The organism is uncultured Porphyromonas sp. (assembly GCF_947254915.1).
Classification (GTDB): Bacteria; Bacteroidota; Bacteroidia; order Bacteroidales; family Porphyromonadaceae; genus Porphyromonas.
On record NZ_CAMYEZ010000048.1, the window covers coordinates 1 to 13,781 of the forward strand.

A 13,781-nucleotide genomic window follows, 5' to 3' on the forward strand; every position below is an offset into this window, starting at 1 on the left:
GAACTAGGAAATAAAACTTCGGAAGAATGAAATGAAACTTCGGAAGAAAGATTTTGAAGTTCCGAAGAATCGTTCCGTTCCTCCGTGGAGAATGCCGAATCCCTAGGGAGCGATTTGATATTTTCCACGGGGAGTGATTGATCTCCTTGATAGAGTGGATAGGAAATTGGGCGTTAATAACCATATGTATAGTCTATTTGCACTGTGTCAACCATAGATCCACAAGCTAGCCCCCAATATTATTGTACCTTTGTGGCTAGCTATAATTACGACAAACTAGATGGGTATAGATATGATAGCACTCATGAGTACTCTGATGCGGATCGGGCAGTTGCTCTTGGCGCTGAGTCTCTTGGTCTTTATACACGAGCTGGGGCACTTCCTCTTTGCGCGGCTCTTTGGCGTGCGGGTGGACAAGTTTTATCTCTTCTTTGACCTCAAGGGTAAGGCGCTCTGGCGCTATCGCCCCAAGGGTAGCGAAACGGAGTACGGTATCGGCTGGCTCCCGCTCGGGGGCTACTGCAAGATCCACGGCATGATCGACGAAAGCCTTGACACGGATCAGATCAAGGAGCCGATGCGTGGCAACGAATTTCGCAGTAAGCCGGCATGGCAACGCTTTTTCATCCTGATCGGTGGGGTGCTCTTTAACTTCATCTTGGCGCTCCTGATCTATGCGGGCATATCGTACCACTGGGGCGATGTGGAGATGTCCTCACGGTCGGTCACGGCGGGGATGATCTTTAGTCCTGCGGCTCAGGAGGTAGGCTTTCACGATGGAGACATCATATGGTCCATCGACGGCAAGGAGCGGGACGTGCTGCGTGCCGACTTCATGCGTGCGGTGATCGAGGCAAAGGAGGTGACCGTGCAGCGCGATGGTCAGCTGGTCAATATAGCGATCCCTGACGATATGATGCAACGTATCTTGCGAGGCAACGAGGGGCTGATGACGATGCAGGTCCCCTTTGTCGCAGACAGTATTGTGCTAGGCAGTGCAGCTGCCGAGGCGGGGGTGCAGCGTGGCGACAAATTGCTTGCGCTGGACAGTATCCCGATGCCTCACTTGCCGAGTGGTCGTCGCTACTTCTACACCCATGCGGGCGAGTGGATTAGCTCTGAGTGGCTCCGTGGCAGTGATACGGTGCAGCTGGCGATACGTCCCGACACGATGGGCGTGATCGGGGTGATGCTCCGTCCGCTGCAAGACATTTACGAGGTGCAGCAGGTGCGCTACTCACTGCCAGAGAGCTTTGTGGTAGGGTGGCACAAGGGTATAGGCACGCTCTCGGGCTATGCGCAGGATATGAAGTATGTCTTCACACCTGAGGGAGCTTCCTCATTAGGGGGCTTGGTCTCGATGGGTAAGCTTTTCCCTGCGCAGTGGGACTGGTTCACCTTTTGGCAGATATGCGCTCTGCTGTCGATCATCTTTGCCTTTATGAATATCATCCCCATACCGGGACTGGACGGAGGGCACCTGCTTTTCGTCATCTGGGAGATGATCACCGGGCGCAAGGTAAAGGATGAAGTGCTGATACGAGCGCAGATGGTGGGGATGCTGCTCCTGATAGCTCTGGTGATCTATGCTAATGCCAATGACCTCTTTAAGCTCTTCTGACAAGATGCCTAGCGACATAACCTATCCCTCGGACTATCTAGACAAAGTAGGCTACTACGACCTGCTAGATCTGATCGCCTCGGAGTGTCACAGCTCTATGGGGCGGGAGATGGTCGGTGCGCTGACCGCCTCGACTCGTCCAGACGCTATCCGCCATCGCCTAGAGCGTGTGCGGGAGATGAGACATCTGCTGAACGTCACGATGGAGCTCCCCACACGACGTGTCGCTGACCTGCGGGCTACGCTCGGCACGCTACGTGCTGAGGGCAGTTACCTGACTGAGGAGGAGCTGGCGCAGGTGGCTCAGGCGATCGTGAGCTATGAGGCGTGGTCGAGGCTCTTGACGAAAGTGCAGGACAATGGGGCGGGAGAGGTCACACCGCTCTATCCCAGCCTGTCACGGCTTGTGGTGGGTAGTGAAGGCTTGCAGGAGATAGCGCAAACGATCTTGCGCAAGCTTGATCCACATGGACGACTGGTGGACAACGCTTCGCCACGGCTTGCTGAGCTACGCTTCGCCCTACAGCGTGAGGAGCGTGCCATTGCGAAGCTGATGCGAGGCCTGCTTACGGCAGCACAGGCAGCTGGCTATGTCGAGGAGGATGCGCAGGCAACGATGCGCTCGGGGCGCCCCGTCCTACCTGTGACTGCTATGCACAAGCGTCAGATACCAGGTATAGTCCACGACGAGAGTGCCACGGGCAAGACATTATATATAGAGCCTCTCGAGGTGGTCGAGGCAAACAACCGTATCCGTGAACTGGAGAGCGAGGAGCATCGTGAGGTGATTGAGATCTTGCGCCAGCTTACGGCACCTATTCGGGAGCGTCGTGAGACGTTGTCCCAGCTTTACCTCTCCATGGGGCGCATTGATGCGGTCTGTGCGATAGCTCGCTTTGCCGATGAGATGCACTGCTCCATACCCGAGGTGCGCAACAAGCCAACTATTCAGTGGTACCAGGCGGTCAACCCAATACTCCAGCACACGCTCAGTCAAGAGGGCAAGAGCGTTGTCGCGCAGGATATCTTGCTACGCTATCCCAACGAACGTATCCTTGTCATTTCGGGTCCTAATGCCGGCGGTAAGTCGGTTTGTCTCAAGACGGTCGGACTACTTCAATACATGCTGCAGAGTGGCATCCCGATTCCCGTGCACCCTGACTCGGTGGCGGGTGTCTTCAACCACCTAGCGATAGAGATAGGCGACAATCAGTCTATGGAGGACGATCTGAGTACTTACTCTTCGCACTTGAAGCACATGCGGGCTATGTCGGCCACTTGTGGAGCGAATAGTTTGCTCCTGATTGATGAGTTTGGAGCTGGTACGGAGCCTGAGCTGGGTGGAGCCATAGCGGAGGGGCTTTTGGCACTCTTTAATGAGCAGCGGGCATGGGGCGTCATCACGACGCACTACCGCAATCTCAAGGAGTATGCGACCACGCACAAGGGCATCGTCAACGGTGCTATGCTCTATGACCAGAAGGAGATGAAGCCACTTTACGAACTATCCATTGGTCAGCCGGGAAGCTCCTTTGCCCTAGAGATAGCACGTCAGCAAGGGTTGCCTCGCAAGGTGCTGGAGTACGCCACCGAGCTGGTCGGCGAGGAGGTGATCCAGAGCGAGCGCTACGTGCAGGACATCGTACGCGACAAGCAGTACTGGCAGCGCAAGCGCACCGAGATAGAGCATCGGGAGCAGAAGCTCGAGCGCCTCCTGGCAGACTACGAGGCGCGTCTGTCGAAGCTCAAGGAGCAGCGGCAGGACCTTCTGACGCAAGCACAGCAGGAGGCAACACAACTACTGGATCAGAGTCGTGCTCAGATCGAGCGCACGATCCGAGAGATCAAGGAGAGCCAAGCGGAGCGACAGCAGACCAAGGAGGCTCGCCAAGCTCTCAGCGCCTACAGCGAGCAACTGGCACAGGCTGAGACGTTGGAGCCGTCGGGTAGTGTGGAGCGTGAGTTGGAGCGGCTCAAGCGTCGCAAGGAGCGTAAGGAGCGTAAGCGCAAGCAGGGCGGCGCCCCAGAGCGTGATGCGCAAAGCCAGTCGCCAGTCAAGCTTTCTGTGCCGAAGCCTCCTAAGGAGGGTGACGAGGTGCGGGTCACCACGATGAATGTGGTGGGTCTCCTCTCTGAACTTTCGGCCAGTAGTGCCACGGTGGTGGTCAATGGTCGCATACGTATCACCTGCAAGCCTAATGAGATCGTACGACTTGGCAGTGAGCGCAAGGAGGAGCAGGCGCAGGCAGCTCCGCAACCAGCCCATACGACCAATGTGGTGGAGCATCTGCATGAGCGTCGGCTGGACTTCTCCGACCGACTAGACGTGCGGGGTATGCGAGCTGCTGAGGCAATCCAAGCGGTTCAATACTTCCTCGATGATGCGATCAGTTTAGGCTTCAATCGTGTGCAGATACTGCACGGCACGGGGACGGGAGCGCTACGGATCTCTATCCGTGAGCTACTCGACCACTATCCAGGGGTGAGCCACTATCATGATGAAGATGTGCGGTTTGGCGGTGCAGGCATTACGATCGTTCATCTGCAGGAGTAGGGGACAGCTCTATTTAGTTCTCTTGCTCCTCCTTCCGCTGACGGGGTGGGCGCAGAGCGATTCGCTCACGATGAGCGAACTTCCCCTCGAGTGGCTCGTCGAGAGCTTGCCAAGTGACGAACTCTCCGAGCTAGGGGAGGACGACTTGCTAGAGCTATCACCGCAAGAGGCGAAGGCAAAGGAGCTGCTTGACCTGAACCGTGCCACTCAGCAGGAGCTGCAGGAGCGCTTTCCCTTTCTCACCCGCCAGCAGCTTCATCAGCTTAGGCTTTATCGTGATGAGCGCGGTGGCGAGCTCCAGTCGATTTATGACCTCAAGTGGGTCACGGGCTGGGATCGTGAGACGATAGCTCGTGTGGCGCCCTATGTGACGGTGCGACCTTTCGCTGGGAAGCCTTATGAAAAGCCCAAGGCGCCACTCACTGGCGAAGCTTACCTTGCGATGAGCTACCATAAAGCTTCCGAAGCCGTCTCTGAAGCGTGGCATGACCCGCTCAAGCTTCGCTCGGCTATATCGCTCAGACAGAAGGGGCTTTGGCAGGTGGCGGCTCAGTATCAGAGATACCCGCAAGAACTGGCGAAAGATGGCACCTGGCGCTACTTCGCTATGTATGAACCTCGCTTGCCCTACCTTGATAAGGTGGTGCTTGGACACTTTAAAGTGGGGTGGGGCGCTGGTCTCCTCGCTGCTCGCTCCGTTTGGGCGAGTGCGAGTGCGCTACCTCAGTTCACGAGTCATAAGACGATGATCTCCCCTTCGCTCAGTGCGATGCGTGAGCGTACTTTGAGAGGCATTGCGAGTGAGGGGCGTTGGGGAGCGTGGCGTTACTCCGCTTTTTACTCTTACAGTCGGCTCGACGGCACGATCGATGAGCGACAAGGCCTGATAGAGGCTATCAGACCTAACATGCGCTACGACACCCCTGAGCGACGAGACCAGCGAGCGCTCATACCTATGCAGACGGTGGGTGCGCAGCTCGCTTACACCACACCACGAGCCTCCATTTCGCTACAGACGCTCTATGCTGACTGGATGGGGTATGACTTAGCCTTTATGCCTGGTTACAAAGCCATAGCGAGCGACAGGCCGCTCCAGTCGCATTGGCTCACCTCGCTTGCCTACCAGTGGCAGAGCCAGTCGCGACGCTTGGAACTGCAGGGCGAACTAGCCACTGAGCAGTTAGAGCATCTGGGCTTCATACAGCACCTGCGCTACCACACCCCTCGGCAGCGAGACCTCGGCGTGACACTATATTATATGTCTCCACGCTTCGCCTCCTATTATGGTCGGAGCGAGAGCCACTACGCCCGTCTGGGCAACGATATGGGGCTTCGCCTCTACGGCTCCATGCGCCTGTTGAAGCGCTCCACCCTGCGTGCTATGCTAGAGCTATACGAAAGCCTTGAGCCTCGCTATCATAAGCTAGAGCGCAGTCGTGGTCTCCTGACACGTCTCTACCTCACCACCCGCTACAACAATCAGATCGAGCAACTCTGGTACGGGCAGCTGGGACGCTCCAATGAAGAGGCGCTGCGCTGGCGACTCAGTAGTACGCTACGCTATAGCCTAGAGCTCCTCTCCCTACAGCTTGTCGGAACTATCCAGCAGCGTCAATTAGAGGAACAAGATGAGGCGCAGTGGGGGCGGTCGCTCACTGCCGTTGCCCGCTATCGTATGGGCGTGCGCTGTCCGCTCAGCATTGCGCTCTCGGGACATTACTACCACGCCGACCACGTGCGGGTTGCGAGCTACGCTTACCTGCCCACCTCTCGCTACGCTTTCGGGTTGTACAGCGCTACTGGCCGAGGTGTTGCCACTGCACTACTCCTGCAGTGGCAGCTAGCGCCGCGCTGGACACTCTCAGCCTCCGTGCGTTACGATTGTAGCCTAGACGAAGATGTCTCCCGCTGGCGCGCCGACAGCTACCTCGTCTACCGCTTCTGATATAGCCTCGGAAGACAATAGTCTGATACTTTGCGCCTACAAATACTGATTTGTAGGAATGCCGCATCATAGAGGATGAGTGCATCTATGTCTCAATGAAAGAAATCAAAAGGTGGAGGAATTTGAAAGACTCCTCCGTGGATATTATGGATTATCCAGTGAGGGTCGAGAAAATTCTTCCGAACTTTTATTTCATTCTTCCGAAGTTTCATTTCATTCTTCCGAAGTTTCATTTCATTCTTCCGAACTTTTATTTCGGCTCTCCGTGGAGAATTTTCGTTTGCTCCGTGGAGCTTTCCGATTTTCTCGGGAGCGATTGAATTTGAGGATGGACTGAACGGCTGATTTGCGAGATTAAAAAGTTTGTCTTACCTTTGTCTCCACGTGATGATAAGAGGCTCCGAAGAGGTCTCGGATCGTAGTGGATGGATTTGATAAGCTTGCAACCACTTAGAAAAATGCTAAAAACTTACCTCCCCATCTCTCTCGTAGAGACCGCTGGAGGACCTTTCTAAGCAAGCCTAGAGACATCAAAAGCACCCCACGAGCTGATCCGTCAGACTGGTGGGGTGCTCTCTTGTTATGACCAGAGGCTCTAGCACTGTCCAGTAGCCTCAACATAATCTCTTTTATCCAATTAGTATATCAATAGTATGAACTACTTCTTTACATCAGAATCGGTGTCTGAAGGACATCCAGATAAGGTGGCAGACCAAGTGTCAGATGCCATCGTGGATCAGCTCCTAGCGGGTGATCCTAACTCGCGTGTTGCTTGCGAAACGCTAGTCACTACGGGACAGGTAATCGTGTCGGGCGAGGTGCGTAGCAATGCTTATGTGGATCTAGATGCGACCGTGAGACGGGTCGTGGAGCGTATCGGGTATAATAAGCCTGAGTATGGCTTTGACGCCCGTAGCTGTGGCATATTGAGCGCCATCCATGACCAGAGCAACGATATTAATCGTGGCGTGGATCGTGATAACCCTGAAGAGCAGGGAGCTGGCGACCAGGGTATGATGTTTGGCTATGCAACGACCGAGACGGCCAACTATATGCCTCTGCCCCTTGACCTCTCTAATGCGCTCCTCTTTGAGCTTGCAGAGATACGCAAGAAGGAGCCTGAGCTGATGCCTTACCTACGACCAGATGCCAAGAGTCAGGTGACGGTAGAGTATGATGAGAATAACCACCCCGTGCGCATTGACACGATCGTCTTGAGCACGCAGCACGATGAGTTTATCAAGCCTGCCGATGACTCTTACGAGGCGCAGCACGCTGCCGATCTCAAAATGCAGGAGCAAATAACGGAGGATATACGATGCTACCTGCTCCCTCGTGTGGAGAAGTACTATCCGCAGTACGCTGATCTCTTTGCCGTGCAGGAGTATCGTCTACTGGTCAACCCAACGGGTAAGTTTGTCATCGGAGGTCCTCACGGGGACACGGGGCTCACAGGTCGTAAAATCATCGTGGATACTTACGGTGGGCGTGCTTCTCATGGTGGTGGAGCCTTCTCGGGCAAGGACTGCTCTAAGGTAGATCGCTCAGCAGCCTATGCGGCTCGTCATATTGCCAAAAACATGGTGGCTGCGGGCATTTGCTCCGAGATGCTGGTACAGCTCTCCTACGCTATTGGTGTCGCAGAACCTGTGAGCATATACGTCCACACTTCTGGTAAGACGATCAATATGAGCGACGGCGAGATAGCGCAACGAGTCTTGCGCATCTTTGACCTGAGACCGTACGCTATCGAGCAGCGCTTTGACCTACGCAAGCCAATCTATGAGGAGACCGCTGCTTATGGTCACTTCGGACGTGATGTGCGTCGGGTTAAGAAGAGCTTTGAGACATTCCACAGAGGCACTATCGAGATAGAGGTCGAGCTCTTCCCCTGGGAGAAGCTGGACTATGTGGAGCGCATACGCAAGGAGTTTGACCTCTAGTTACGAGTAGCTAGCTCTATGTCACCCCTCTCCGAAATGCTGCAAGAAGATGAGCAGCGCCAACTCCAGCGTTACATAAAGCAACACGGTATGAACCGTAGCCATGTGCGTGATGCTCTGCTAAGCTTAGTCGGAGAGCAGAATAGGATATTCACTGCCGAGGATTTGATAGCTCTCGCCAAGGTGCGGGAGTTATCAATCGGCACGACGACTATCTATAGTAGCATAGACCTCTTTGTTAAGGCTGGCATCCTACTCCCCCTCCCGATGGGCTTGTCGGGCTCTCTCGTGCGCACCTCCCTATGCCGAGGCAAGGCGTTGGCTCTCTGTCGCCACTGCGGTGCAGCAATGCTTTATCGCAATGGACCGACGATGAGTGAGCTGCAGACGGTTACGCCTCCTCGCTACAGTGATGTCACGCCTCTGTTGCTCTACTGGGGGGTCTGTCCTAAGTGTTATCGTCTCGGACGACGATAGCGCAACACGGCTGTACAGAGTCTCATCTCCCTTGAAGAAAATTGCTGAAAGTGTCTCTCACCTAGGGCAGGACTTAGGCTGGGCGTGCTAATAAGTTAATGGAGATATGACGAAGTTCCCGTAAATTCGGTGCGAAATTAAACGAAAAAGACCTATTTGATTCTAAGAGAGTATTCAAAAAGGAATCAACTCGGGCGTATCTCGCATTAGAGAGCGCTCCCCTATACACCTACTATCATATGAGACAACAGATTCATCTCATCTCTAGGTGGCGCTATATGATGCTACCGTACTTATTATTACTTACGCTGACGCTCTCGGCGCAACAACCTGATACGCTCGTGCTGACACTAGACGAGAGCATCTCTCTCGGACTGGAGCAGAGTCCGATGGTGCTGGGCAAGGACGTGGCTCTGGTCAATCAAATGTATGCCGAGCGGGAGGCACAAAGCGCTCTCTACCCGCAGCTGTCGCTCTCGGGCAACTACGGCTACACGCTCAAGAAGCAGCGCATCTACTTCGACGGTATGCCCGGTATGGGCTCTGTGCCTGGTATGGAAGATGGTATCGAGGTGGGGCGTACGCACAATATACAGCTGGGACTACAGGCTGGTATGCCACTCGTCAATGCAACGCTCTGGAAGGCACTGCAGATCAATCGCAAGCAGGTCGACTTAGCACTACAGCAAGCCTCGCAGTCTCGTCAGGAGTTGGTCGGACAGATCAAGAAAGCGTTCTATACGGTCCTCCTCGCACAGGAGTCTTGGGAGACGTTGCAACAGAGTATGCGCAATGCGGAGCTGAACCTCGAGCGGGTTACTCAGCGGTACGAAGCGGGGCTCGTGGCGGAGTACGACAAAATGCGTGCTGAGGTACAGTACGCTAATATCAAGCCCTCGGTACTGCAGGCGGAGCAGGGCGTTGGTCTAGCCTATATGCAGTTAGCGGTGCTACTAGGACTAGACCCACACACAGGTCTGAGACTGGTGGGACACCTTCAGGACTACCAAGCCGAGAGCCAGCAACTCATAGCGCAGGTACCGACGACTGACTCGCTTTGGCTCACGACCAATCCAACCTTGCGGGCGCTAGAGCTACAGCAACAGATAGCGGACGAGAGTATCAAGCTCTCCAAGCTGAGCTGGGTGCCTTCGATATCACTAGGGGCGAACTACAATTTCAACTTCTCGTCAAACGACTTTGACCTCTCTAAGAGTCGTCTCTGGGTTCCCTTTTCTGTCGTGAGCCTGCAGTTCCAATTTCCACTCTTCACAGGGCTTAAGAACTACTACACGACGCGACAAGCCAAGGGGCGTGCTTTGCTCCTGAAGCTCCAGCGACAAGATGCAGAGCGGTCACTCACGCTCGGTATGCAGCATCAGCGAGACCAGGCGCACAAGGCTCAGGAGCAGTACAATACGGCGACGCAGATACAGGCGACAGCCGAGCGGGGCTACACCATCGCACAGCGTATGTACGACACGGGGATGGGTACGCTTCTAGAGGTCAACGATGCTGAACTGGCGCTCCTACAGGCTCGTCTTAATCAGACACAGGCGCTCTACGACTACCTCATAGCGGGTGTGGAGATAGAGCAACTCATAGCCCCTGAGACACCGCTCTCCTCCGATTCACGCAGTGATTACGAGGAGCGTCTCAACTCGATCAAACGAATGACACGATACTTCTAGCGATACAAACCATTTCAAGACAAACAAACTATCCTATGTTTCTCTCTATACGTACAGTTGTTCCCATAGCACTGAGCTTAGTTCTTCTATCTCTTACCAGTTGTAGCTCTGCGAGCAAGGATGGCAAGACGACCTTTTCGCATACGATTGACTCAACAGACATCAAGCATGTAGAGGTGGCGACCGTCTCGGTGCAGACGCTCCCAGACCTACAAGAGTACACCAGCACGATCGAGGCTAAGGTGACTAATCAGATAGCACCGCAGATGGCCTCCCGCATCAAGCGTATCTATGTAGAGGTGGGACAGCAGGTCTCTCGTGGGCAGCTCCTCGCTGAGATGGATCACAGTCAGCTGGAGCAGGCGCGTCTACAGCTTGAGGAGCGCAAGAGCGCTCTAGCTCGTATAGACGAGCTCTACAAGATAGGCGGTATCTCGCAGTCGGAGTGGGAGGCTACACGGCGAGCCCTCACACTGGCTCAGACGAGTTACAATAATATAAAGGAGAACACGCAGCTCCGTAGCCCTATTTCGGGTGTGGTCACAGCGCGTAACTACGATGCGGGCGATATGATGTCTCCGCAGATGCCTCTGCTCGTGGTGGAGCAAGTCAACCCAGTGGTACTACGGGTCAATCCCTCGGAGCGTTACTACGGGCAGATGACCAAAGGGATGCCCGTGACGATTACTTCGGAGTCCCTGCCTGACGAGACTTTTGCTGGTAAGATTTCGCTGAAGTATCCGACGATCAATCCACAGACCCACACCTTTACCATAGAGATTGAAGCGACTAATCCTGAGCGCAAGCTGGTGCCTGGACAGTATGCTCGCGTCTTGATCAATCTAGGCGATAAGGAGTACACGGTGGTCCCGACAGAGAGCATCGTCAAGCAGATAGGCAGTGCTGAGCAGTGCGTCTACATCGTACGAGACGGCATCGCTCATCGGCAGGTAGTCCTCGTAGAGCGTACCATCGGCAAGTATACTGCCATCAGTGAGGGCGTATCCTCAGGCGATGTCGTAGTCACCACTGGAGCCAGCATCCTGTCCGATCAGATGCCTGTGCAGATTTCGCAGGCTCAGAAGTAATCTCTCCCAACACACAGATCCTCGCCTTTAGCTTATGAGTCTATATCAATCAGCCGTTCACCGTCCTGTCACCACGATTATGATCTTCGTCGGGGTGGTCGTCTTGGGACTCTTTGCCCTGACACGCCTGCCGATAGACCTCTTGCCCGATATGCAGCTCAATCGGATTATGATCGTCACCTCTTACTCTGGAGCCGCTCCTGAGGAGGTGGAAAACAACGTTACCAAGCCCATCCAAAACGTGCTCAACGGTATCAACGGAGTCAAGCACATTACCTCGCAAAGCAAAGAGAATGTCTCTGTCGTCACGCTGGAGCTCCGGGAGGGGCTGGACATAGAGAGTACAATCAATGAAACCCGAGATAAGATAAGTGCTATCACGGAGGCGCTCCCCGATGGGGCTGGCACGCCAAACATCATCAAGTTTGGTATGGATGACCTCCCTATCCTTATGCTCTCGGTCAAGTCTGACGCCAGTTCAAAGTCTCTTTACAAAATTCTAAGTGACCAGGTGGTGACACCGCTGGGGCGCATAGAAGGCGTGGGAGGAGTTAACTTACTAGGCGCAAGGCAGCGTCAGGTCAATGTCTATTGCGACCCGCACAAACTCGAGAGCTACGGTATATCGGTCGGTGATGTGAGCAACCTCATAACGGTGGCAAACCGCAACGTCTCGGCTGGATCGATGAACCTAGAGACAAGCAAAATCTCCCTCCGAGCTATCGGTGAGATTGTAGACCCGAAGCAGCTAGAGGAGCTACCCATAACGAGCTTTGGCGGTCAGACGATCTACTTGCGAGACGTGGCGAGCGTCGTAGATGGTGACCCTGAGCAGCAGACGCTCTCTTATGTGGACAACCAGCGGGGCGCTATGCTTATGCTGATGAAGCAGTCAGGAGCCAACACTGTTCAGGTGAATAAGAGGGTTCTCAAGGAGCTTCCGCAGATTGTGAAGAACCTACCCTCGGACGTCAAGATAGAGGTGATTATGGATCAGAGCGACTTCATCGTGCGCTCGATCAATAGTCTGAGCTCAACGATTGCCATCACCTTCTGCGTCGTGATGCTCATCGTCCTGCTCTTCTTAGGCCGTTGGCGCGCCACTTTTATCATCGTACTGACGATCCCGATCTCGCTACTCTCTGCCTTTATATATCTACTGCTGACGGGCAATTCGCTCAATATTATCTCGCTCAGCTCGCTCTCCATAGCCATCGGTATGGTGGTGGATGATGCGATTGTGGTGCTTGAAAACATTACCAATCACATCGAGCGGGGGAGCTATCCCAAGCAAGCTGCCATCCATGCGACGAATGAGGTAGCGCTCTCGGTCATCGCCTCTACGCTGACGATGCTAGCCGTCTTCCTCCCGATGGTGATGATGCAGGGCATGGCGGGACTACTCTTCCGTCAGCTAGGCTGGATCGTCAGTATCGTGATGATTGTCTCAACCACTTGTGCGCTTGCCCTGACACCTACGCTCTGTGCTCATATGCTGCGAGCTAATCGACAGCGTAAGGAGAGTGAAGCCCCGAAGATCCTACGCCCCTTCAACGACTTCATCCAGCGACTCACGGTGCTTTACCAGAGGACGCTTGCCTGGGTATTACGACACAAGTGGCTTACGGTAGGTCTTTCCTTGGCTGTTTTTGCTCTATCGCTCACGCTGGGCTCGCTGATTAAGACCGAGTTTATGCCACAAGGCGATAGCGGGTATATCTTTGTCAAGGCGTACTATCCCGTTGGTACTACTATAGACCGTCCGCTCGCTGAAGGGCATCGCCTTACCGAGGAATGGCGCAAGAAGTACTCCGAGATAGCGATGCTCCAGTTCTCCACGGGGCAAGCGGATGCGTTTCAGTCTGGAGCCTCGACGCTAGCTCAGGACAATGCGGATAATATCCTCTCCTTTAGTGTCAAGCTCGTTGATGCGAATCAGCGCACACGCTCTACGCAAGAGGTTGCAGCCGAGATACGGCGTGATCTAAGCGCTACGCCTGGTATCAAGCAGTACAATGTCTCCATTCAGACAGGTGGTGGAGGACAGCAGAGTACTGTCAATGTTGATATTTACGGACACGACTTTGCCGTCACCGATCAGATCTCCAAAGCGTTTATGGCGGAGATTAGTAAGTCTCCCGCTTGCGCTCAGGCGCTGAGCAATCGGGACGAGTTTATGCCTGAGTACCAAGTCATCTTCGACCCGCAGCGTCTCGCTGAGCATGGCTTGACCAATAGTATGGTAGCGAGCTATCTGCGCAACAGTATCTACGGGGCTACCGCCTCCTTCTATCGTGAGGATGGGCAGGAGTATGAGATCCGTGTGCGCTTGGCACCTGAGTTCAGACGTAGCTTAGACGATGTAGCTCAGACACTGGTACGTACCCCTCAGGGAACGAGTGTACGACTAGGCGAACTGGGCAAGGTCGAGGAGCACTTTGCGCCCCCCGCCATTTACCAGA

General features: G+C 54.4%; 8 protein-coding genes. All 8 read left to right on the forward strand.

Going from position 1 to position 13,781, the window contains the following annotated elements; translation table 11 throughout:
- The first annotated feature begins 292 nt into the window (after nucleotides 1-292).
- Nucleotides 293-1,621 carry an RIP metalloprotease RseP gene (gene rseP, locus Q0X57_RS04260; protein ID WP_297728131.1) on the forward strand — a complete coding sequence of 443 codons (1,329 nt, stop codon included), beginning with the start codon at nucleotides 293-295 and terminating at the stop codon, nucleotides 1,619-1,621.
- Nucleotides 1,587-4,175 (forward strand): Smr/MutS family protein, encoded by a 2,589-nt coding sequence (locus tag Q0X57_RS04265; RefSeq protein ID WP_297728134.1) that lies wholly within the window; start codon nucleotides 1,587-1,589, stop codon nucleotides 4,173-4,175. The genes rseP and Q0X57_RS04265 overlap by 35 nt, the downstream gene beginning before the upstream one ends.
- Nucleotides 4,117-6,120, forward strand: coding sequence for a helix-hairpin-helix domain-containing protein (locus tag Q0X57_RS04270; RefSeq protein WP_297728137.1), 2,004 nt, complete (start codon nucleotides 4,117-4,119; stop codon nucleotides 6,118-6,120). The genes Q0X57_RS04265 and Q0X57_RS04270 overlap by 59 nt, the downstream gene beginning before the upstream one ends.
- Nucleotides 6,121-6,773: 653 nt before the next feature.
- On the forward strand, nucleotides 6,774-8,063 hold the full coding sequence (gene metK / locus Q0X57_RS04275) for a methionine adenosyltransferase (RefSeq protein ID WP_297728140.1): 1,290 nt from the start codon (nucleotides 6,774-6,776) through the stop codon (nucleotides 8,061-8,063).
- An 18-nt stretch (nucleotides 8,064-8,081) separates the two neighbouring features.
- The gene (locus Q0X57_RS04280; protein ID WP_297728143.1) at nucleotides 8,082-8,540 is read left to right on the forward strand and encodes a transcriptional repressor; all 459 of its coding nucleotides are present in this window, start codon (nucleotides 8,082-8,084) and stop codon (nucleotides 8,538-8,540) included.
- Between the two features lie 239 nt (nucleotides 8,541-8,779).
- Nucleotides 8,780-10,231 (forward strand): TolC family protein, encoded by a 1,452-nt coding sequence (locus tag Q0X57_RS04285; RefSeq protein WP_297728146.1) that lies wholly within the window; start codon nucleotides 8,780-8,782, stop codon nucleotides 10,229-10,231.
- 35 nt (nucleotides 10,232-10,266) lie between these two features.
- Nucleotides 10,267-11,319, forward strand: a complete 1,053-nt coding sequence (locus tag Q0X57_RS04290) for an efflux RND transporter periplasmic adaptor subunit (protein ID WP_297728149.1) — start codon at nucleotides 10,267-10,269, stop codon at nucleotides 11,317-11,319.
- 34 nt (nucleotides 11,320-11,353) lie between these two features.
- Nucleotides 11,354-13,781: efflux RND transporter permease subunit (locus tag Q0X57_RS04295; RefSeq protein WP_297728152.1), on the forward strand; the 2,428-nt coding region annotated here is incomplete at its 3' end.

Bases quoted from the DNA above. Each gene is read 5' to 3' on its own strand.
- rseP (WP_297728131.1), top strand. From the start codon at position 293: ATGATAGCACTCATGAGTACTCTGATGCGGATCGGGCAGTTGCTCTTG.
- Q0X57_RS04265 (WP_297728134.1), top strand. From the start codon at position 1,587: ATGCTAATGCCAATGACCTCTTTAAGCTCTTCTGACAAGATGCCTAGC.
- Q0X57_RS04270 (WP_297728137.1), top strand. From the start codon at position 4,117: ATGATGAAGATGTGCGGTTTGGCGGTGCAGGCATTACGATCGTTCATC.
- metK (WP_297728140.1), top strand. From the start codon at position 6,774: ATGAACTACTTCTTTACATCAGAATCGGTGTCTGAAGGACATCCAGAT.
- Q0X57_RS04280 (WP_297728143.1), top strand. From the start codon at position 8,082: ATGTCACCCCTCTCCGAAATGCTGCAAGAAGATGAGCAGCGCCAACTC.
- Q0X57_RS04285 (WP_297728146.1), top strand. From the start codon at position 8,780: ATGAGACAACAGATTCATCTCATCTCTAGGTGGCGCTATATGATGCTA.
- Q0X57_RS04290 (WP_297728149.1), top strand. From the start codon at position 10,267: ATGTTTCTCTCTATACGTACAGTTGTTCCCATAGCACTGAGCTTAGTT.